The sequence below is a fragment of the Streptomyces sp. NPDC049585 genome (assembly GCF_040675615.1).
In the GTDB taxonomy this organism is placed as follows: domain Bacteria; phylum Actinomycetota; class Actinomycetes; order Streptomycetales; family Streptomycetaceae; genus Streptomyces; species Streptomyces luteosporeus.
This window is the reverse complement of sequence record NZ_JBFAPE010000011.1, coordinates 95,644-115,214: the sequence shown is the minus strand read 5'-3', so window position 1 is coordinate 115,214 and position 19,571 is coordinate 95,644. Positions and strand designations below refer to the sequence as shown.

Annotated in this window: 17 protein-coding genes; 15 read left to right on the top strand and 2 right to left on the bottom strand. The window is 74.4% G+C overall.

Features of this window, described 5'->3' with window-relative positions; all coding sequences use genetic code 11:
* Positions 1 to 6 precede the first annotated feature (6 nt).
* A complete protein-coding gene (locus AB0K17_RS14965; RefSeq protein ID WP_365966415.1) occupies positions 7 to 1,275 on the top strand; it encodes a haloacid dehalogenase-like hydrolase in 1,269 nt (422 codons plus the stop codon).
* Between the two features lie 97 nt (positions 1,276 to 1,372).
* Positions 1,373 to 2,422, top strand: a complete 1,050-nt coding sequence (locus AB0K17_RS14960; protein ID WP_365983155.1) for a zinc-binding dehydrogenase — start codon at positions 1,373 to 1,375, stop codon at positions 2,420 to 2,422.
* Between the two features lie 6 nt (positions 2,423 to 2,428).
* On the opposite strand, the gene AB0K17_RS14955 is transcribed toward AB0K17_RS14960, so the two are convergent.
* Positions 2,429 to 3,625, bottom strand: a complete 1,197-nt coding sequence (locus AB0K17_RS14955; RefSeq protein ID WP_365983190.1) for an alanine racemase — start codon at positions 3,623 to 3,625, stop codon at positions 2,429 to 2,431.
* Positions 3,626 to 4,718: 1,093 nt separating this feature from the next.
* On the opposite strand from AB0K17_RS14955, the gene AB0K17_RS14950 reads away from it, so the two are divergent.
* The 4 genes from AB0K17_RS14950 (at position 4,719) to AB0K17_RS14935 (ending at position 8,604) form a co-directional block, all read left to right on the top strand.
* Positions 4,719 to 5,435 (top strand): hypothetical protein, encoded by a 717-nt coding sequence (locus AB0K17_RS14950; protein WP_365966417.1) that lies wholly within the window; start codon positions 4,719 to 4,721, stop codon positions 5,433 to 5,435.
* Positions 5,432 to 6,586: a type VII secretion-associated serine protease mycosin gene (gene mycP, locus AB0K17_RS14945; protein WP_365983154.1), complete on the top strand. Its 1,155-nt coding sequence runs from the start codon at positions 5,432 to 5,434 to the stop codon at positions 6,584 to 6,586. The genes AB0K17_RS14950 and mycP overlap by 4 nt, the downstream gene beginning before the upstream one ends.
* A 318-nt stretch (positions 6,587 to 6,904) precedes the next feature.
* Positions 6,905 to 7,645 (top strand): SseB family protein, encoded by a 741-nt coding sequence (locus AB0K17_RS14940; protein WP_365966419.1) that lies wholly within the window; start codon positions 6,905 to 6,907, stop codon positions 7,643 to 7,645.
* An 83-nt stretch (positions 7,646 to 7,728) separates the two neighbouring features.
* Positions 7,729 to 8,604 carry an aquaporin gene (locus AB0K17_RS14935; protein ID WP_365966420.1) on the top strand — a complete coding sequence of 292 codons (876 nt, stop codon included), beginning with the start codon at positions 7,729 to 7,731 and terminating at the stop codon, positions 8,602 to 8,604.
* On the opposite strand, the gene AB0K17_RS14930 is transcribed toward AB0K17_RS14935, so the two are convergent.
* Positions 8,595 to 8,912: a DUF1844 domain-containing protein gene (locus tag AB0K17_RS14930; protein ID WP_365966452.1), complete on the bottom strand. Its 318-nt coding sequence runs from the start codon at positions 8,910 to 8,912 to the stop codon at positions 8,595 to 8,597. The two genes, AB0K17_RS14935 and AB0K17_RS14930, sit on opposite strands and share 10 nt — an antisense overlap.
* 453 nt (positions 8,913 to 9,365) lie before the next feature.
* Between AB0K17_RS14930 and infC the strand changes: the two genes are divergently transcribed.
* From infC to AB0K17_RS14885, 9 genes are all read left to right on the top strand, one after another.
* A complete protein-coding gene (gene infC / locus AB0K17_RS14925; protein ID WP_365966453.1) occupies positions 9,366 to 9,974 on the top strand; it encodes a translation initiation factor IF-3 in 609 nt (202 codons plus the stop codon).
* Between the two features lie 132 nt (positions 9,975 to 10,106).
* Complete coding sequence (gene rpmI, locus AB0K17_RS14920; protein ID WP_099202169.1) at positions 10,107 to 10,301, top strand: 50S ribosomal protein L35; 195 nt, start codon at positions 10,107 to 10,109, stop codon at positions 10,299 to 10,301.
* Between the two features lie 96 nt (positions 10,302 to 10,397).
* Positions 10,398 to 10,784, top strand: coding sequence for a 50S ribosomal protein L20 (gene rplT / locus AB0K17_RS14915; protein WP_344434214.1), 387 nt, complete (start codon positions 10,398 to 10,400; stop codon positions 10,782 to 10,784).
* Between the two features lie 112 nt (positions 10,785 to 10,896).
* Positions 10,897 to 11,751: an RNA methyltransferase gene (locus AB0K17_RS14910; RefSeq protein ID WP_344434213.1), complete on the top strand. Its 855-nt coding sequence runs from the start codon at positions 10,897 to 10,899 to the stop codon at positions 11,749 to 11,751.
* Between the two features lie 37 nt (positions 11,752 to 11,788).
* Entirely contained in the window at positions 11,789 to 12,928 is a 1,140-nt protein-coding gene (locus AB0K17_RS14905) for an ATP-binding protein (protein ID WP_361747993.1), read from the top strand.
* A gap of 165 nt (positions 12,929 to 13,093) precedes the next feature.
* Positions 13,094 to 14,215 carry a phenylalanine--tRNA ligase subunit alpha gene (gene pheS / locus AB0K17_RS14900; RefSeq protein WP_365966421.1) on the top strand — a complete coding sequence of 374 codons (1,122 nt, stop codon included), beginning with the start codon at positions 13,094 to 13,096 and terminating at the stop codon, positions 14,213 to 14,215.
* The gene (pheT, locus tag AB0K17_RS14895; protein ID WP_365966422.1) at positions 14,215 to 16,725 is read left to right on the top strand and encodes a phenylalanine--tRNA ligase subunit beta; all 2,511 of its coding nucleotides are present in this window, start codon (positions 14,215 to 14,217) and stop codon (positions 16,723 to 16,725) included. Before pheS ends, pheT begins: the two co-directional genes overlap by 1 nt.
* Positions 16,726 to 16,910: 185 nt before the next feature.
* A complete protein-coding gene (locus AB0K17_RS14890) occupies positions 16,911 to 18,092 on the top strand; it encodes a PP2C family protein-serine/threonine phosphatase (RefSeq protein ID WP_365983153.1) in 1,182 nt (393 codons plus the stop codon).
* A 95-nt stretch (positions 18,093 to 18,187) separates the two neighbouring features.
* Positions 18,188 to 19,525, top strand: a complete 1,338-nt coding sequence (locus tag AB0K17_RS14885) for a transcriptional regulator (protein WP_365966424.1) — start codon at positions 18,188 to 18,190, stop codon at positions 19,523 to 19,525.
* Positions 19,526 to 19,571 lie beyond the last annotated feature (46 nt).

Here is a 19,571-nt window from a genome sequence, read left to right as displayed (position 1 = left end):
GAGCACATGCGCAAGAAGTCCGCCATAGCCGCCGGTCTCGCCGTCGCCGCCGCCCTCATGGCCCCCGTCCCCGCCACCGCGGCGCCCGCCCGTCACACCCCGCGCGCCACCTGCCCGCAGCTGGATGCGAACCTCCCCTGGGCCGGCGACAACCGCGCCAGGCTGCAGAAGATGATCGACGAGCGCGGCACCTGCTCCGGCAAGGGCGGCCCCCGCCCCGTCGCCGCCTTCGACTGGGACAACACCGTCGTCAAGAACGACATCACCGACGCCACGCTCGCCTGGGCGCTCAAGCACGACAAGATCCTGCGGCCCAAGCACTGGAGCGACACCAGCGCCTGGCTCACCCCCGCCGCCGACAAAGCGCTGACCAAGGCCTGCGGCACCGCCGTGCCCGTCGGCCGGCCGCTGCCGACCTCCACGAACACCGCCTGCACGGACGAGATCTTCGAGATCCGTGAGAAGTCGCAGACCATGGCCGGCGAGCCGGCCTTCGCGGGCGAGTGGAACCACCGCCGTACGGTCCCGGCCTACGCCTGGATCCCGCAGCTGTTCGCCGGCCACACCCCGGCCGCGCTGACGTCCTTCGCCCGCCAGGCGCGCGCCGAGCAGCTCGCCGCGCCCATCGGCACCAAGCAGACGGTCGGCACCCACACCATCGCCGGCTACATCCGCTACTACGACCAGCAGAAGAACCTCATCGCCACGCTGAAGAAGGCCGGCTTCGACGTCTACATCGTCTCCGCCTCCTCCGAGCCGATCGCCGAGGCCTGGTCGAGCGGCGTGGGCCTGGACCGCAAGCACACCATCGGCATCCGCACCATCACCGAGCACGGCAGGCTCACCGCCCGCATCAAGGGCTGCGGCGGCGTCGAGACCGGCCGCGGTGACGCCCTGCCGTACATGGACGGCAAGCGCTGCATGATCAACCAGGAGATCTTCAAGATCAAGGGCGCCGCCGCCTGGCAGCAGCAGGACGTCGACCACCGCATCGCGCTCGGCGCCGGCGACGCCGACACCGACGTGACGTTCGTGAACGACGCCACCGGCGCCCACGTGGCCATCAACCGCAACAAGTCCGAGCTGATGTGCCGCGCGTACGACGACGCCGACGGCCGCTGGGTCGCCAACCCCATGTTCATCGACCCGATGCCGCGCAAGTCCGGCAGCTACCCCTGCTCCACGACCGGCGCCACGGCCGAGGACGGCACGCACGTGCCCGTACGGCGCGCCGACGGCAGCGTGATCCCCGACCAGGTGGACAAGGCCGCCTGACGAGGCGTCAGTGAGGCCGGTGGACATCGGTACCACCGGCCCCCACGGCCCCCGCGCCCCCTTGCGTCACAGCGTCGGGCTCGGCGAAGCTCCGCTCATGACCGACACCATGCAGGCCGCACGACTCGACCTGAGGACCGGCACCTTCGCCGTCGAGGACGTCCCCGTGCCCGAGCCCGGCCCGGGCCAGGTCCGGATCGAGGTCAAGGCCGCCGGCATCTGCCTGTCCGACGTCCACCTCATCGACGGCAGCCTCACCCCGGTGCACGCCACTGCGGACAAGGTCACCCTCGGACACGAGACCGCCGGCGTCATCGACGCCCTCGGCCCCGACGTGCCCGGCCCCTGGACCGTGGGCCAACGCGTGCTGCTCCAGGCCGGCGAGCGCTGCGGCTCCTGCACCGCCTGCGCACGCTTCGAGCCCTGCCCGGCCGTCCGCACCCGCGGCGTCGACTACGACGGAGGCTGGGCCCACTACGCGCTCGCCTCCGCCCACACCCTCGTCGCCCTCCCCGACGACCTGCCCTTCGCCCAGGCCGCCGTCATCCCCGACGCCGTCTCCACCCCCTGGGCCGCCATCACCACCACCGGACAGGTACGCCCCGGCCGCCCGGCCGGCGTCTGGGGCGTCGGCGGACTCGGCACCCACGCCGTCCAACTCCTGCGCCTCGCCGGCGCCGCACCCGTCGTCGCCGTCGACCCGCTGGCCTCCGCCCGCGACCGCGCCCTCGCCGCCGGCGCCGACCTCGCCCTCGACCCCGCCGACCCCGCCCTGCGCGAGCACGTCCTGGCGGCCACCGCGGGCCGCGGACTCGACCTCGCCCTCGACTTCGCCGGCGTCGCGGCCGTCCGCGACCAGGCCGTGCGCTGCCTGAACCACGGCGGCCGGCTCGTCCTCGTCGGCCTGGGCCGCGAACCGCTGACCGTCACCAACGGCATCGCCTTCAGCTACCGCGAACAACAGGTCCTCGGCCACTACGGCTCCGCCCCCGGTCACGTCGAGGAACTCGTCGCCCTCGCCCGCCTGCACCGGCTGGACCTGCGCGACTCCATCAGCGCCACCCTGCCGCTCGCCGAAGCGGCGCAGGGCGTCGAGCGGCTGCGCACGAAGACGGGCGACCCGGTGCGGATCGTACTGGTGCCGTAAGGGGATTCACAGGAAGGTGTGGCCCTCGCCCCGATACGTGGGCACCGTCCGCACCACCCGGTCGCCCTCCACCAGGTGCAGCGCGGCGAAGCGCTCGCACAACTCGCCCGCCTTCGCGTGCCGGAACCACACCTTGTCACCGATCAGCAGGTCGTCGGCGGGCGTCCCCACCAACGGGGTCTGCACCTCGCCCGCCCCCTCCCGCGCCACCAGCCGCAGCCCCTCGGGCAGGTACGGCACCGGCAACCGGTCCCGGCCCGCCGCCCCCGACGCCGGGTAGCCCCCGCCCAGCACCGTCACCACACCCACCCCGGGGCGGCGCACCACCGGCAGGGCGAACAGGGCGGCCGGGCGGCCCCGGAAGGAGGAGAAGTCGTCGAACAGCCGCGGCACGAACAGGCCGGAACCCGCAGCCACCTCCGTCACCACGGCCTCCGCCGCCGTGTACTGCACGCTGCCCGTACCACCACCGTTGACGAACTCCAGCTCCGCGACCTCCCGTACCGCCCGCACCGCCCGCGCCCGCAAGGACGCCAGCCGGTCACGCGCCACGGACTGCATCAACCGCACCGCCCGCGACCGCAGCGGATGCCCCGCCACCGCATCCCCCACCCCGGCCACGTGCGCCTCGTAGGCCATCAGCCCCACCAGACGGAACCCCGGCCGGCGGGCCACCGCCCCCGCCAGCTCCGCCAGCCGCTGCGCACTCGCCACCGGCGAACGCAGCGCGCCGACGCGCACCCGCCCGCCCAGCAGCCGCAGCGACGTGTCCAACTCCAGGCACACCCGCACCTCTTCGCGCCCCGTACGGGCCGCCTCCATCCATGTGAGCTGCGCCGGATCGTCCACCATCACCGTCACCGCGCCCGCCAGCTTCGCATCGCCCGTCAGCTCCGCGAACCCGGCGCGATCGGCGGACGGATAGGCCACCAGCACGTCCTCGACGCCCGAACGCGCCAGCCACAGCGCCTCCGCGAGCGTGTACGCCATCACCCCGGCGAACCCCTCGCGCGCCAGCACCCGCTCCAGCAGCGCCCGGCAGCGCACCGACTTGCTCGCCACCCGCACCGGCTTCCCACCGGCCCGGCGCACCAGATCGGCGGCATTCGCGTCGAACGCCCGCAGATCCACCACCGCGAGCGGAGCGTCCAGATGCGCGGTGGCCTTGTCGAGACGTGCTCGCTCGGACGACATGGCGCGCAGCCTGCCAGAGCACGCCGGGCCTGGGTAGAGGCGGCGCCTCGGGTGAATGGCAGGCCCCGCACCGGGCACCGTAAAGTGGCGCGCACGCCGCGGCCTTGCCAGGCCGGGGCGCATGTCCGGCATAGGGCGGTTCAGTACTCATTTCAGGGGTTGCGACGAGCCGGCTGACGAGGGGAAGCGCAGGGTGAGCACCGAAGCGGAGCCGTCTGCCGTGCCGTCTGCCACTGGGCTTCCCGTACGACCGGCACCGGTGCCGCGCCGGCCGGCCGCCGCGCCGGTGACGCCCGAGCTGCCGCCCCAGCCGACGGCGGCGCACGCGGCTGCGCCGGTGGCGCCAGCCCCGGGGCGCCCCCTTGGAACGCCGGCTCCGCCGGCGGCTTCGGCCGCGACGGCCACGTACCCGACGGCGCCGGTGACGCCACCGCCAGGGCGGCTGCCCGGAGCACCGGTTCCGCCGGCGACGCACGCGACTGCGCCGGGGACCGCGACGCCCGGGAGTTCGGCCGCGACGGCCACGCAGCCGGGGGCGCACGCGTCTGGGCCGGGACGAGCAACGCCCGGGAGTTCGGCCGCGACGGCCACGCAGCCGGCTGTGCCGGGACGGGTCCCCGGTGCCGTTCAGGCGGTTGTCCCGGCCTCGTCGTGCACGGTCGCACGCGAACCGGTTCCGCACGCTGCCGCGCCGGCGTCCACGACGCCGAGCCCGGCTGGGCCGCACCCTGTTGCATCGCCAGCCGCGCCGCCTGCGGCCGTGCCGTCTGCCGCTGGGCTTCCTGTACGACCGGAACCGGGCCAGCGCCGGCCCGCCGTCCCGCCGTCGGCGCGGGCCGCTTCGGCCGCGACGGCCACGCACCCGGCTGCGCCGGTGGCGCCATCTCCAGGGCGGCCCCCTGGACCGCCGGCTCCGCCCGCGGCCATGGCCGCGCGGCCGGGCCACCCCCAAGGGGTGCCCGGCGCCGTGGTGCCGCCGCAGCCCGCCGTCCCGCCCGCGGCCGCGCTCCCCGCGTACGGGAAGCCGCAACCCGAAGCCGCTCTCGCCCCGCCCCCCGCAGGGGATCGGCGGCGGGGAGTTCTCGGGGTCGCCCTGTGTCTCGTGCTCGGACTGGGGCTCATCGCCGGGGCCGTCGCCGGGAGTTGCCTGGCCGCCGACGACATGGGCGGCTCGGCCGAGGAGCAGGCGTATGCACGAGGGGCCACCGTCTGGCGCGACGTGCCCGTCGACCGGCTCTTCCCGCCCGCCGTGCACGCCGAGGCGGCCGGGCCCGGCGGGGCCCCGCGCGACTGGAACCGCGTGGGCGTCGCCCCCGACAGCGGCTGCGCCAAGGCCTTCGACCCCCTGCTCGCCAAGGCCCTCGCGCCCGTCGGCTGCAAGCGGCTGCTGCGCGCGACGTACGCCGACGCCACGTCGTCGACCGTCACCACGGTCGGCGTGCTGGTCACCGAGGCCGACGCGCCGACCATGAACGCACTGCGCGACCGCTTCGCCGGCGAGCACCTGGACCGGCGCGCGGACCTGATGCCCCGCCCGTACGCCGTACCGGGCACGCCGGCCGCCGGGTTCGCGGACGGACAGCGGGCCAGCTGGCACATCAGCGTCCTGACGGACGTCCCGGCCGTCGTCTACGCCGTCTCGGGTTTCGCCGACGCCCGCACGGGCGTGGTGCCGCAGCCGGCGGCCGGGGCCGTCGAGCCCGGCGCCACCGAGGTCCCGGCCCAGGCGGGCCTGGGACACGACGCGCGCGCCCTGGCGGACGCGGCCGAACGCGCCTTCCGCGACGCGGCCCACGGGCGCGAGCCGGAGAGCCGGTGACCGCCCGCCGCCGCGCCCTCGCGGCCCTCGCCGGCACGCTCGCCGTGGCCGTGCTGGCCGCACCACCCGCGCGGGCCGATGCGATACGCACGCAGGAGTGGGCACTGGACTCGCTGCGCGTGCAGGACGCATGGCGCACCACCAAGGGCGCCGGCATCACCGTGGCCGTCCTGGACACCGGTGTCGACGAGACCCACCCCGACCTGCGCGGCCGGGTGCTGCCCGGCAAGGACCTGGTCGGCTTCGGAGCCGAGCCGGGCGAGCGGGCCTGGGCACGGCACGGCACGGCCATGGCCGGCATCATCGCCGGCCGCGGGCACGGCGACGGGGACGCCGACGGCGTCGTCGGGGTGGCGCCGCAGGCCCGGATCCTGCCGGTGCGGGTGATCCTCGAGGACGGCGACCCGGCCCGCTCACGGGCCCGCGGGGCCCGCGGCAGCGCCCTGGCCGACGGCATCCGCTGGGCCGCCGACCACGGCGCCGACGTCATCAACCTCTCCCTCGGCGACGACAGCGACACCGCCCACCCCGAGCCGCGCGAGGACGCCGCCGTGCAGTACGCCCTGCGCAAGGGCGCCGTGGTCGTCGCCTCGGCGGGCAACGGCGGCGAGAACGGCGACCACGTCTCGTACCCGGCGGCCTACCCCGGCGTGATCGCGGTGGCCGCCGTCGACCGCTACGGCAACCGCGCCCCCTTCTCCACCCGCCGCTGGTACGCCACCGTCAGCGCCCCCGGCGTCGACGTCGTGATCGCCGATCCGGACCGCCGCTACTACGAGGGCTGGGGCACGAGCGCGGCGGCCGCGTTCGTCTCCGGGACGGTGGCCCTTCTCAAGGCGGCGCGCCCCGGCCTGACGGCGGCCCAGGTGCGGCGCGTTTTGACGGCGACGGCCAAGGACGCGCCCGAGGGAGGCCGCAGCGACGACCTGGGGGCGGGCCTGATCGATCCGGCGGCCGCCCTGGCGCGTGCCCGCGCCCTGCCCGCGGACCCGCCCCCGCCGCCCACCCCCCGCTACTTCGCCGACGGCCCCCACGCCGCCCGCCCCACGACCTCGGCGTTCCGCCTGACGGCGCCGGCGCTCGCGGCCGGCACGGCGGGTGTGCTCCTGCTGTGCACGGCGGGCCTGCTGTGGCGCCGCCGCCGCGCGTAGGCCGTGTCCGGCGGATCTTTGTTACGCGGCCACTACGGCGCCCCGTAGGGGCGCGGGGCGGTGTCGATCTGCGGCTGCCGCCGCGTGGGCGCGATCGGCCCCGGCCGGCCTGCAGCCGACTGGCCACGGTAGCCACCTGCGGGTGCGTCGTGGCTTGTCGCGCAGTTCCCCGCGCCCCTACGGGCCGCAACCGCCGCACGACGGCGGCCCCGTCAGGGGCGCGGGGAACTGCGCGATCAGCCGCCGACGGCCCGCAGTCGACATGGCACCCCGGCATCCCGGGCGAAGCACGGCAATCGCACCGGATACCCTCGGCACGTGGCGCTCAAGAACATTCCCGATCCCGGTTTCTCCGACGACGACGGCTCCGCCGATCCCGCACTGGCCGCGGCGCTGGCCGCCTGGGGGGCCGAGCGTGGTCCGGGGGCCGAGGGGCGGGTGCTGGGGGCGTTGCGGGGGGCGCGGCTGCTGGTGCCCGTGGTGGCGGTGCTCGGGGAGGTCGAGGAGGGCCCGGACGGGCTGAAGCGGGAGAAGACCAGCGACATGGCCGTGCCGACGCTGCAGGCGCCGGACGGCCGACGGGCGCTGCCCGCGTTCACCTCGATGGAGACGCTCCGGCGGTGGCGCGCGGACGCCCGGCCCGTGGCGGTGCCGCTGCACCAGGCGCTGCAGGCCGCCGCGCACGAGAAGGCGGACACGATCGTCCTCGACCTGGCCGGCCCCGTCGCCTACCCGCTGACCGGCCCGGCGCTGCTGGCGCTGGCCGAGGGCCGGGAGAGCGCCGATCCGCTGGCGGACCCGGCCGTGGCCACGGCGCTGCGCGCGGTGCTGGCGGCGTGCCCGGGCGTGCTGCGCGCGTTCCTGGTGGCCTCGGCGGAGGCGGACGGCACGCTGGCCGTCGAGACGGATCCGCAGGCGGCCGCGCCGGAGGTGCTGCGGGCCGTCGCCGAGGGCCTGGCGGCGGACGAGGTGCTGCGCGCCCGGCTCGTACGGGGCCTGGACCTGGCGCTGCTGCCGCCGGGGGCCGGCGGGGCCGGGGAGGCGTTCTACCGCCGCTGAGCGGGCAGGTCTCGGCAGGCGCCCGGAAGGGGATCGTCCGACAATGCGAGGTGGACGGTCCACGAGATCCTCGGGAGGACGCCATGGACGCCCTGAAGAACGTGAAACCGGCCTTTGAGCGCCTCGACCCGGTCACGACCCGCACGATCAGCGCCGAATTCCTCGGTACGGCGCTGCTGGTCTTCTTCGCCGTCGGATCGGTGGTCCTCGCCGCCGACTACATCGGCGTGCTCGGCATCGCGCTGGCCTTCGGCTTCACTCTTCTGGCCCTCGCGTACGCCCTCGGCCCGGTCTCGGGCTGTCACCTGAACCCGTCCGTGACGCTGGGGATGCTGCTGCAGCGCCGGATCTCCCTGCACACGGCGATCGAGTACTGGATCGCGCAGCTGGTGGGCGGGATCGTGGGCGCGGCGGTGCTCTTCCTGCTGGCCAAGCAGGTGCCGGGGCTCAAGACGGACGGCGCCTTCGGCAGCAACGGCTACGGGGACCGCTCGGCGGTGCACCTGGGCGCCGGGGGAGCGTTCCTGGCGGAGGTCGTGATGACCTTCCTGTTCGTCTTCGTGTGGCTGTCGGTGACCCACCGGGTGGCCATGGTGGGCTTCGACGGGCTGGCCGTCGGCTTCGCCCTGGGCGTGGTGCACATCGTGGGCGTGCCGCTGACGGGCACCTCGGTGAACCTGGCCCGCAGCCTGGGGCCGGCGCTCTTCGCGGGCGGCGCGGCGCTCTCGCAGCTGTGGCTGTTCATCGTCGCCCCGCTGATCGGTGCGGCGCTGGCCGCGGGCGCGAACCGGGTGACGCACCCGCCGCACGGCCGGGCCAACGTCGCGGACGACGTCGCCGAGCCGGAGCCGCTGGCCGGCCCGGGGGAGGGGCGGCCGGACCGCCCGCACTTCGGCGGGCGGGCCAATGACGAGGGCGGCCCGGCGACCGGGTCCGGGGGCAACCGCGGTCAGGCGTAGACCGGGCCGGTGAACTTCTCGCCGGGGCCCTGGCCCGGCTCGTCCGGGACGACGGAGGCCTCGCGGAAGGCCAGCTGCAGCGACTTCAGGCCGTCGCGCAGCGGGGCCGCGTGGAAGTTGCTGACCTCGGTGGCGCTGGCGGTGACCAGCCCGGCGAGGGCGGTGATCAGCTTGCGGGCCTCGTCGAGGTCCTTGTGGTCCTCGCCCTCCTCGGCGAGTCCGAGGTTGACCGCCGCCGCGCTCATCAGGTGCACGGCGACCGTGGTGATCACCTCGACGGCGGGCACGTCCGCGATGTCGCGGGTCATGGCGTCGAAGTCGGGGGCCGTGTCCTGTGCCGTGGGCTCGTCGTGGTTACCCGTGGGGCCGGTGGGCGTCGTGTCGCTCATGGGCGACACGATACGTCCCGTAGCCGGATCGGTTCGCCACTGGTTCGCACGCCCGCTCACCAGCTGATAGAGTTGTGCAACGACCGGCTGGACACGTGTGTGACCCACACGGGCCCGGCCCACAAGTGGAGCTCCGATCTCCCACCTCGCCGACCACGGGTCGGCAGGTCTTCCGGTCAGACGGCCGCCATCGTTCCGTACGGACGATGGAGCCGTCCGATGCGCCCCGCGGCATGCCGTGGCGGTGTTCCGGTTTCATGGAGCCCCGCCTGTGCCCGTCGGGGCATTTTTGTTGTGCCGACGCGGTTGGTCTACGTAAAGACGTGACGTGGCTCCCGCGAGGGCGCCGCGTGGTGCTACCGAGGAGGCCCCATCAGCGCCGAGCCCCGCATCAACGACCGGATCCGCGTCCCCGAGGTGCGACTTGTCGGTCCCAGTGGTGAGCAGGTCGGCATCGTGCCGCTTGCCAAGGCACTGGAGCTTGCGCAGGAGTACGACCTCGACCTGGTCGAGGTGGCGGCGAACGCACGCCCGCCGGTCTGCAAGCTCATGGACTACGGGAAGTTCAAGTACGAGTCGGCCATGAAGGCCCGTGAGGCGCGCAAGAACCAGGCGCACACGGTCATCAAGGAGATGAAGCTCCGGCCGAAGATCGACCCGCACGACTACGACACCAAGAAGGGTCACGTCGTCCGGTTCCTCAAGCAGGGCGACAAGGTCAAGATCACGATCATGTTCCGTGGCCGTGAGCAGTCCCGCCCCGAGCTGGGCTACCGACTGCTGCAGCGTCTCGCGGAGGACGTCCAGGACCTGGGTTTCGTCGAGTCGAACCCCAAGCAGGACGGGCGCAACATGATCATGGTCCTCGGTCCGCACAAGAAGAAGACCGAGGCGATGGCCGAGGCCCGCGAGGCGCAGGCCGCCCGCAAGGCGGAGCGCCAGGGCGGTTCCGCCGAGGAGCCCGCAGACGCAGAGGCGTGATCCCGGGGCCGGTTTTTCGGCCCCGGATCGCCCCGGGGTGGTAACGCTCCGGGAAGCAACCCGAACAAGATGACGCTCCAGTGCGCCCCCACCCGGGCCCGGGAGTGCCACCGACGAGGAGAGAACGGCGCTATGCCGAAGAACAAGACGCACAGCGGTGCCAAGAAGCGCTTCAAGGTCACCGGCTCCGGCAAGGTGCTGCGTGAGCGCGCTGGCAAGCGCCACCTGCTCGAGCACAAGTCGTCCCGCCTGACGCGTCGCCTCACGGGCAACGCCGAGATGGCCCCGGCCGACGCCGCGAAGATCAAGAAGCTTCTCGGCAAGTGACGTCCGGCGCCACGGCGCCTGAACGACACACCGGGACCCAATCGTTTCCGGGCCGTGTGAGAACGCACCACGGCCCCGCTACAAGGAGTTAATCAAGTGGCACGCGTCAAGCGCGCAGTCAACGCGCACAAGAAGCGTCGGGCGATCCTCGAGCAGGCCAGCGGCTACCGCGGTCAGCGCTCCCGCCTGTACCGCAAGGCCAAGGAGCAGGTCACCCACTCGCTGGTCTACAACTACAACGACCGCAAGAAGCGCAAGGGCGACTTCCGTCAGCTGTGGATCCAGCGCATCAACGCCGCTGCCCGCCAGAACGGCATGACGTACAACCGCCTCATCCAGGGTCTGAAGGCCGCCAACATCGAGATCGACCGCAAGATGCTGGCCGAGCTCGCTGTCAACGACATGAACGCGTTCGCCGCGCTCGTCGAGGTGGCCCAGAAGGCGCTGCCGGCCGACGTCAACGCCCCGAAGGCCGCCGCCTGATCCGGCGCCCGCGAGGCGTCCAGCGGACCCGCAGGCCCCCGCGGCCTGCGGGTCCGCTGGCGTTCGGCCCCTTTCCGTACCCCGTTCGTCCCAGTGAAGTGAGCCGCCGCCCATGGGCACCCCCGAGCTGATCTCCCCGCGCTCCCCCCGCGTCGTCGCCGCGCGCAAGCTGGCCAAGCGCAGTTCCCGGGTCAAGGAGCGCCGGTTCATCGCCGAGGGCCCGCAGGCGGTGCGCGAGGCCATCGCCCACACCAGCGGTGGCGAGCCGACCCTCGTCGAGCTCTTCGCCACCGTCGAGGCCGCCGAGCGCCACACCGAGATCGTCGAGGCCGCCCGCGCCGCCGGGGTGCGCTTCCACCTCGCCTGCGACGACGTGATCGCCGACCTGTCGCAGACCGTCACCCCCCAGGGCCTGGTCGGCGTCTGCCGCTTCCTGGACTCGCCCTTCGACGAGATCCTCGCCGCCCGCCCCCGCCTGGTGGCCGTCCTGGCCCACGTGCGCGACCCCGGCAACGCCGGCACCGTGCTGCGCTGCGCGGACGCCGCCGGCGCCGACGCCGTCGTGCTCACCGACGCCTCGGTCGACCTGTACAACCCCAAGTCGGTACGGGCCTCCGTCGGCTCCCTGTTCCACCTGCCCGTCGCCGTCGGCGTCCCCGTCGAGCAGGCCGTGCGCGGGCTCAAGGCCGCGGGCGTGCGCATCCTGGCCGCCGACGGCGCCGGCGACCGCGACCTGGACGCCGAGCTCGACCGCGGCGCCATGGGCGACGCCACCGCCTGGATCTTCGGCAACGAGGCCTGGGGCCTGCCCGAGGAGACCCGCGCACTGGCCGACGCGGTCGTGCGGGTGCCGATCCACGGCAAGGCCGAGTCCCTGAACCTCGCCACCGCCGCCGCGGTGTGCCTGTACGCCTCCGCCCGTGCGCAGCGCGCGTCCGGAGGGTGCCGCTCCGTGACCTCCAGCTAGTAGGGTGGCGCTCCGGGGGCTCGGGAGGGGGTGCGGTATGAGGAACGTCAGGACTTCCGGGAGCGCGGTGGTCGGCACCTGTCCGACCGCCTCGTCCGGCGCTCACGGGTCCCTCGCGCCTGCCGTCGTCAGCGCCGACGACCTGCCCGACGGGCTGGTCGTCGCCGACGCCACCGGCCGCGTGACCTGCTTCAACGCCGCCGCCGCGCGGATCACCGCGGTGCGCGCCGCCGACGCGGTCGGCCGGCAGCTGGAGGCCGTGCTGCCCCTGGAGGACCTCGACGGCCGCCGCTGGTGGGCGCTGACCGACCCGTACGGGGGCCTGGCCACCCGCACCGGCCAGCCCGAGCGCAACCTGCTGCTGCCCGGCGGCCGGCAGGTGCTCGTCTCCGCCCGCTACGTGCGCGAGCACCCCGGCGGCCCCGTCGTCCGGCTCGTGGTCCAGCTGCGCGGCACCGAGGCACGCCGGCGCACCGAGCGCAGCCACGCCGAGCTGATCGCCACCGTCGCCCACGAGCTGCGCTCGCCCCTGACCTCCGTCAAGGGCTTCACCGCGACGCTGCTGGCCAAGTGGGAGCGCTTCACCGACGACCAGAAGCAGCTGATGCTGCAGACCGTCGACGCCGACGCCGACCGCGTCACCCGGCTCATCGCCGAGCTGCTCGACATCTCCCGCATCGACTCCGGACGGCTGGAGGTGCGCCGCCAGCCCGTGGACATGGCCGCCGCCGTGCGCCGGCACGTCGAGGCCTACACCCGCGCCGGGCTGCGCCCCGACCGCTTCCGGATCGAGGTCACCGAGCCGCTGCCCGAGCTGTGGGCCGACCCCGACAAGGTCGACCAGGTCCTCGGCAACCTCCTGGAAAACGCCGTGCGCCACGGCGAGGGAGTCGTCACCATAGAGGTGTCACCAGCACAGCTGAAGGCCCGCGCCGCAGGGACGGCGGTCACCGTGAGCGACGAGGGCCCCGGCATTCCGGAGGAAGCCATGGCCCGCGTCTTCACCCGCTTCTGGCGCGGGTCCAAACGCGGCGGCACCGGCCTCGGGCTCTACATCGTCAAGGGCATCGTCGAGGCCCACGGTGGCACGATCACGGTCGGGCGGGCCGCCCGGGGCGGCGCCCAGTTCCGCTTCACGCTGCCGGTGGCCGCCCCGGCGTTCTTCACCCAGGCCTGAGCGGGCCGCGGGCGGGGCCGCAAGCAACGGCCCGCGGGCCCGCCCCACCGCATGGGACCCTTAGACTCGACCTTTGGCACCTTTGGCACCACCTTTGGCCAAGGAAGGGCCGAGCCGCGCAGCGCAGCCAAGCTCCACGCCAGCTAATCGGAAGCACGGGAAGAGATGTCGGCACCCAATAAGTCGTACGACCCTGTCGAGGTCGAGGCACTGAAACCGGAAGAGATCGAGCGCATGCGGGACGAGGCGCTCGCCGCCTTCGCCGCGGCCGCCGACCTCGAAGCCCTCAAGGAGGCCAAGGCCGCCCACATGGGCGACCGCTCCCCGCTCGCCCTCGCCAACCGCGAGATCGGCGCCCTGCCCCCGCAGGCCAAGGCCGACGCCGGCAAGCGCGTGGGCATGGCCCGCGGTGCCGTCACCAAGGCCCTCGCCGCCCGGCAGGCGGAGCTGGAGGCGGAGCGCGACGCGCGCGTCCTGGTCGAGGAGGCGGTGGACGTCACCCTGCCGTACGACCGCGTGCCCACCGGCGCCCGGCACCCGATCACCACGCTCTGTGAGCGCATCGAGGACATCTTCGTGGCCATGGGCTACGAGGTCGCCGAGGGCCCCGAGGTCGAGGCGGAGTGGTTCAACTTCGACGCCCTGAACTTCGAGCCGGACCACCCGGCCCGCGCCATGCAGGACACCTTCTTCGTCCAGGGACGCAACAAGAAGGCCGAGTCCGGCGTGGTCATGCGCACCCACACCTCCCCGGTGCAGGTCCGCTCCATGCTCGACCGCGAGCCCCCCATCTACGTGGTGTGCCCGGGCCGCGTCTACCGCACCGACGAGCTGGACGCCACCCACACCCCCGTCTTCACCCAGGTCGAGCTCCTCGCCATCGACGAGGGCCTGACCATGGCCGACCTCAAGGGCACCATCGAGCACATGGTGCGCTCGCTGTTCGGCGAGGGGCTGACCACGCGGCTGCGCCCGAACTACTTCCCCTTCACCGAGCCGTCGGCCGAGCTGGACATGCAGTGCTATGTCTGCCGCGGCGAGTCGGTGGGCAACCCCGAGCGCCCCTGCCGCACCTGCTCCAGCGAGGGCTGGATCGAGCTGGGCGGCTGCGGCATGGTCAACCCGCGCGTGCTCATCGCCGCGGGCATCGACCCGGAGAAGTACAGCGGCTTCGCCTTCGGGTTCGGCATCGAGCGGATGCTGATGTTCCGCCACAACGTCGAGGACATGCGAGACATGGTCGAGGGTGACGTGCGCTTCACCCGGCCGTTCGGGATGGAGATCTGATGCGCGCCCCGCTTTCCTGGCTGCGGGAATACGTCGACCTGCCGGCGGGCGAGACCGGCCGCGACGTGCAGGCCAAGCTCATCGCCGCCGGCCTGGAGGTCGAGCGCGTCGAGCAGCTCGGCTCCGACATCACCGGCCCCCTCGTCGTCGGCAAGGTCGCCACCATCGAGGAGCTGGAGGGCTTCCGCAAGCCCATCCGCTTCTGCACCGTCGACGTCGGGCAGGCCAACGGCACCGGCGAGCCGCAGGAGATCGTCTGCGGCGCCCGCAACTTCACCGTCGGCGACAAGGTCGTCGTGGCGCTGCCCGGCGCCGTGCTGCCCGGTGACTTCGCCATCGCCGAGCGCAAGACCTACGGCAAGGTCTCGCGCGGCATGATCTGCTCCGGCGACGAGCTGGGCATGGGCGACGACGGCACCCACGGCATCATCGTGCTCTCCCCGGAGCACGAGGTCGGCACCGACGCCATCGAGCTGCTGCAGCTCGTCGACGAGGTCCTCGACATCGCCGTCACCCCCGACCGCGGCTACTGCCTGTCCCTGCGCGGCATCGCCCGCGAGGCCGCCACCGCCTACGGCTTGCCGCTGCGCGACCCGGCCCTGCTGGACGTGCCCGCGCCCAACAGCTACGGCCACCCGGTCACCGTCGCCGACCCCTCCGGCTGCGACCGCTTCACCGCCCGTACGGTCACCGGCATCGACCCCGAGGCCCGCTCCCCGATCTGGCTGCAGCGCCGCCTGCAGAAGGCCGGCATGCGCCCGGTCTCCCTCGCCGTCGACATCACCAACTACGTGATGCTCGAACTGGGCCAGCCCCTGCACGCCTACGACCGCTCCCGCCTGGACGGGGCGATCGGCGTGCGCCGCGCCGAGGCCGGCGAGAAGCTCACCACCCTCGACGGCACCAAGCGTGTGCTGGACGCCGAGGACCTGGTCATCACCGACCAGCGCGGCCCCATCGGCCTCGCCGGCATCATGGGCGGCGCCGACACCGAGATCGCCGACCACGGTGCGGCCCAGGGCTCCACCGAGGTCGTCATCGAGGCCGCGCACTTCGACCCGGTCGCCATCGCCCGGGCCGCCCGCCGGCACAAGCTGTCCTCCGAGGCCTCCCGCCGCTTCGAGCGCGGCGTCGACCCGCAGGCGACCTCCGCGGCCGCCCAGCGCGCCGTCGACCTGCTGGTGCTGCTCGCCGGCGGCACCGCCGAGGCGGGCGTCACCGAGATCGTCGCGCCCAGCGGCCCCCGTACGATCCCGATGCGCGCCGACCACCCCGACCGCGTCGCCGGCGTCGAGTACGGCCGCGAGACCGTGGTGCGCCGCCTGCAGGAGGTCGGCTGCGACGTCTACGGGCAGGACGAGCTGATCGTCACCGTGCCCAGCTGGCGCCCGGACCTCACCGACCCCAACGACCTCGCCGAGGAGGTCATCCGGCTGGAGGGCTACGCCGCCCTGCCGGCCACCCTGCCCAAGCCCCCCGCGGGCCGCGGCCTGACCCACCGGCAGCGGCTGCACCGCCGCACCGGCCGGGCGCTGGCCGGTGCCGGCTACACCGAGGTGCTCAACTACCCCTTCATCGGGGACTGGGCCCTGGACCACCTCGGCCTCGAGGCCGACGACGCCCGCCGCTCCACCGTGCGCCTGGCCAACCCGCTCTCCGAGTCCGAGCCGGCGCTGCGCACCACGCTGCTGCCGGGGCTGTTCGCCGCCCTGCGCCGCAACGACAGCCGTGGCGAGCACGACCTCGCGCTCTTCGAGACCGGCCTGGTCTTCCTGCCCACCGGAGAGGAGGGCGCCGCCGTCCGGCTGCCCGTCGACCGCCGGCCCACCGACGAGGAGGTCGCGGGGCTGAACGCCGCGCTGCCCCGGCAGCCGCGCCACGCGGCCGTCGTCCTCGCCGGCGCCGGTGAGCGCGACGGCTGGTGGGGCAAGGGCCGCCCGGCCACCTGGGCGGAGGCCGTCGAGGCCGCCCGCATCGTCGCCCGCGAGGCCGGTGCCGAGCTGATCGTCCGCCAGGACCAGCAGGCGCCGTTCCACCCGGGTCGCTGCGCCGCGCTGTTCGTCGCCACCGGCGGCGAGGAGGTGCGCGTCGGCGGCGCCGGCGAGCTGCACCCGCGCGTCGTGAAGGCCTTCGGCCTGCCGGAGCGCACCTGCGCGATGGAGATCGACCTGGACGTGCTGGAGCGCGCCGGCACCGGTGCGGTGCAGGCGCCGAAGGTGTCGGCGTTCCCCGTCGCCACCCAGGACGTCGCGCTCGTCGTCGACGCGTCCGTCGCCGCCCGGGACGTCGAGGCCGCCCTGCGCGCCGGCGCCGGCGAGCTCCTGGAGTCGCTGCGCCTGTTCGACGTCTTCACCGGCGCCCAGCTCGGCGCCGGCAAGAAGTCGCTGGCCTACGCGCTGCGCTTCCGCGCCGCGGACCGCACCCTGACCGCCGACGAGGCCAGCGCGGCCCGTGAGGCGGCCGTGCAGGCCGCGGTCGAGCGCACCGGCGCGGTGCTGCGCGGAGCGTAACCACCGCACCCAGCCGTCAGGGGCGCCCCGGATTCCCGGGGCGCCCCTCGGCGTCTCACGCCCCATCAGCGAGGCAGGGTCGGGGCGTCACCCAATGGGGTGGAATCGCTCCCTCAGGTCGTTACTTCCTCCCGCCCCCTCCGTAAGAATCGTGCGCGTCATTGCTGCTTTGGGGGGCCGCCGGCATGATCCGTACGGGAGCACATCGCTGCTGGCGGGGCCTGGTGTTCGCCCTGCCCGGCCTGTGGGTGCTCGGCGTCGTCGCCTGGGAGCTCGCCAGCCCCCTCGGGGCCCGGTTCGTCCAGCTCCTCGCCGCCGCCCCCGCCATCGCCTGCGCCGGCACCGGCCGCCGGCAGTGCGTCGTCCTCGGCGGCGGCTGCGCCCTGTTCGCCCTCGTGCCGCTCGGCCCCACCGGCCGGGCCGACGGCGGCAGCCGGCTCGGCACCTGCTGCGCCATCCTCGCCGTCGTCGCCGCCAGCTACCTCACCACCGGCCGCAGCCGCCGCCTGGCCCAGGAGCTGGAGCGCGTCCGCGAGGTCGCCGCCACCGCCCAGCACGCCCTGCTGCGCCCGCTGCCGCCGCGCCTCGACGGCATCGCGCTGGCCGGCGGCCACCTCTCCGCCAGCCGCGGTGCCCTGATGGGCGGCGACCTGTACGAGGTCCAGGCCACCGCCCACGGGCTGCGGGTGGTGATGGGCGACGTCCGAGGGCACGGCCTGCCCGCCCTGGCCACCGTGGCCGCGCTGCTCGGCAGCTTCCGCGAGGCCGCCCACGACGAGAGCTCCCTGCGCGGGGTGCTGCGCCGCCTGGAGCGCGCCCTGCACCGCCATGTGCGCGACCGGGCCCGTACGGAGCAGGCCGCCCCCGACGCGCACCCGGCCGAGGACTTCGTCACCGTCCTGCTGCTGGAGGTCCGCGAGGACGGCGCTCTCGCGCTGCTCAACTGCGGCCACCCCTGGCCGCACCGGCTGACCTCGGCCCCGGGCGCCGGCCCGCCCCAGGCGGTCGCCCTCGCCCCCGGTGACCCGCTGCCCCCGCTGGGCATGTTCCCGCTGCCCGCCGAGCCGCCGGTGCACACCGCCGAGCGGTTGCTGCCGGGCGAGGTGCTGGTGCTGCACACCGACGGCGCGGAGGACGCCCGCGACGCCACCGGCGCCTTCTTCCCGCTGCCCGACGCGCTCGCCGAGGCCGCCCGCGGCACGGTGGCCGCCCCGGCCGCGGTCGTCGACCACGTCCAGGGCGCCCTGCTGCGGCACACCGGCGGCCTGCTCGCCGACGACTTCGCCCTGCTGGCCCTGCGCAACGACCGCGAGCCCGTGCCCGTACGCGAGCACGAGCCGCCGGCCCGGTCCTGCCTGCGCGGCTGAACGGCGGGCACCACGCAAGGGCCCCTGGCCTGTTCACACCCCGTGCGAACCGATCAGCACTACGCTGATCCCATCGAGCGCACCGGAGGGCAAGCATGGAGCCCAACACACTCCTCGACGCCGTCCTCGACGAGGCGGGAATCTCCCACGCCGGTCTGGCCGCCCACATCAACGCGGCCGGCCGGGCCCGGGGTCTGGCGTTGCGGTACGAACACACCGCGGTGGCCCGCTGGCTCAAGGGACAACGGCCCCGCGGCCAGGTGCCCGACCTGATTTGCGAGGTGCTCGCCGAGCGGGTGCACCGCCCCCTGACGCTCGACGACATAGGGCTGGGCACCCCCGGCACCCCACGTCCCTCCGGCACCCCACTCTCCGGCTTCGTCGACCGCGCCACCGCCCTGTGGCGCTCCGACGAGCAGCAGCGCGAACACGTCGTCCGCGCCCGGGCCGTGACCGGCACCCCCGCCGTCATCCCCGTGTGGGAGTGGGAGAACCCGCCCGAGGACGCCGACGTCTCGCGCCGCGGACCGACCCGCGTCTCCATGGAGGACATCGAGATGCTCCGGGCGGCCCGCACCCACTACGAGCAGATGTACCGCAAGGCCGGTGGCGTCGCGACCCGTTCGCGCGTCGTCGGCTTCCTCAACGCCGAGGCGGCGCCCCTGCTGCGCGGCACCTACTCCGACCCCATGGGCCGCCAGCTGCACCGGGCCACCGGCGGGCTGGTGGCCGTCGCCGGCATCTGCGCCTACGACTCCGACGCGCACGGCCTGGCCCAGCGCTACTTCCACCAGGCCCTGCGGCTGGCCAAGGCCAGCGGCGACCGGGGCCTGGGGGCGTACGTGATCGCGCTGCTGGTCAACCAGTCGCTGTTCATGGGGGAGTACCGGCAGGCGGTCGCCTTCGCCGAGTCGGCGGTGCGCGCCGCCGGCTCCCATCTGACCCCGGCGCTGGCCGCCGACCTCTTCGCCATGCAGGCCAAGGCCTACGCCCGGCTCGGCGACGGCGCCGGCGCGCTGGCCTGCATCCGGCGGGCCGAGGCGGCCGCCGAGCGCATCCACCGCGGCCGGGAACCCGCCGAAACCGGCTACGTCCAGCCCGGCCTGGTGAACGTACAGGTCGCCGAGGCCCTGCTGAGCCTCGGCGACCTCGGGCCCGCCCGTGAGCACGCGGACCGGGCCGTCGACACCCCCGCCCACGACCGGGGCCGTGTCCACCGGCTCGCCATGCTCACGCACATCGAGCTGCGTCAGGGAGACGCGGACAAGGCGGTGGCCACCGCACGGGAGATGACCGAGCAGGCGAGAGGCATGGAATCGCAGCGCTTACGGGACCGGCTCCGTGCGGTGCGCGAGCACCTGGTCGAAAGCGGGTGCGCTGCCACGGCCGAGGCCGCCGAGTTGATCGATGGAGCGTTGCGCGTGCCGTTGTGAGAGGTGCTGTTCGAGACAGCGCCCGGACGGTGGCCACCTCGGCGGA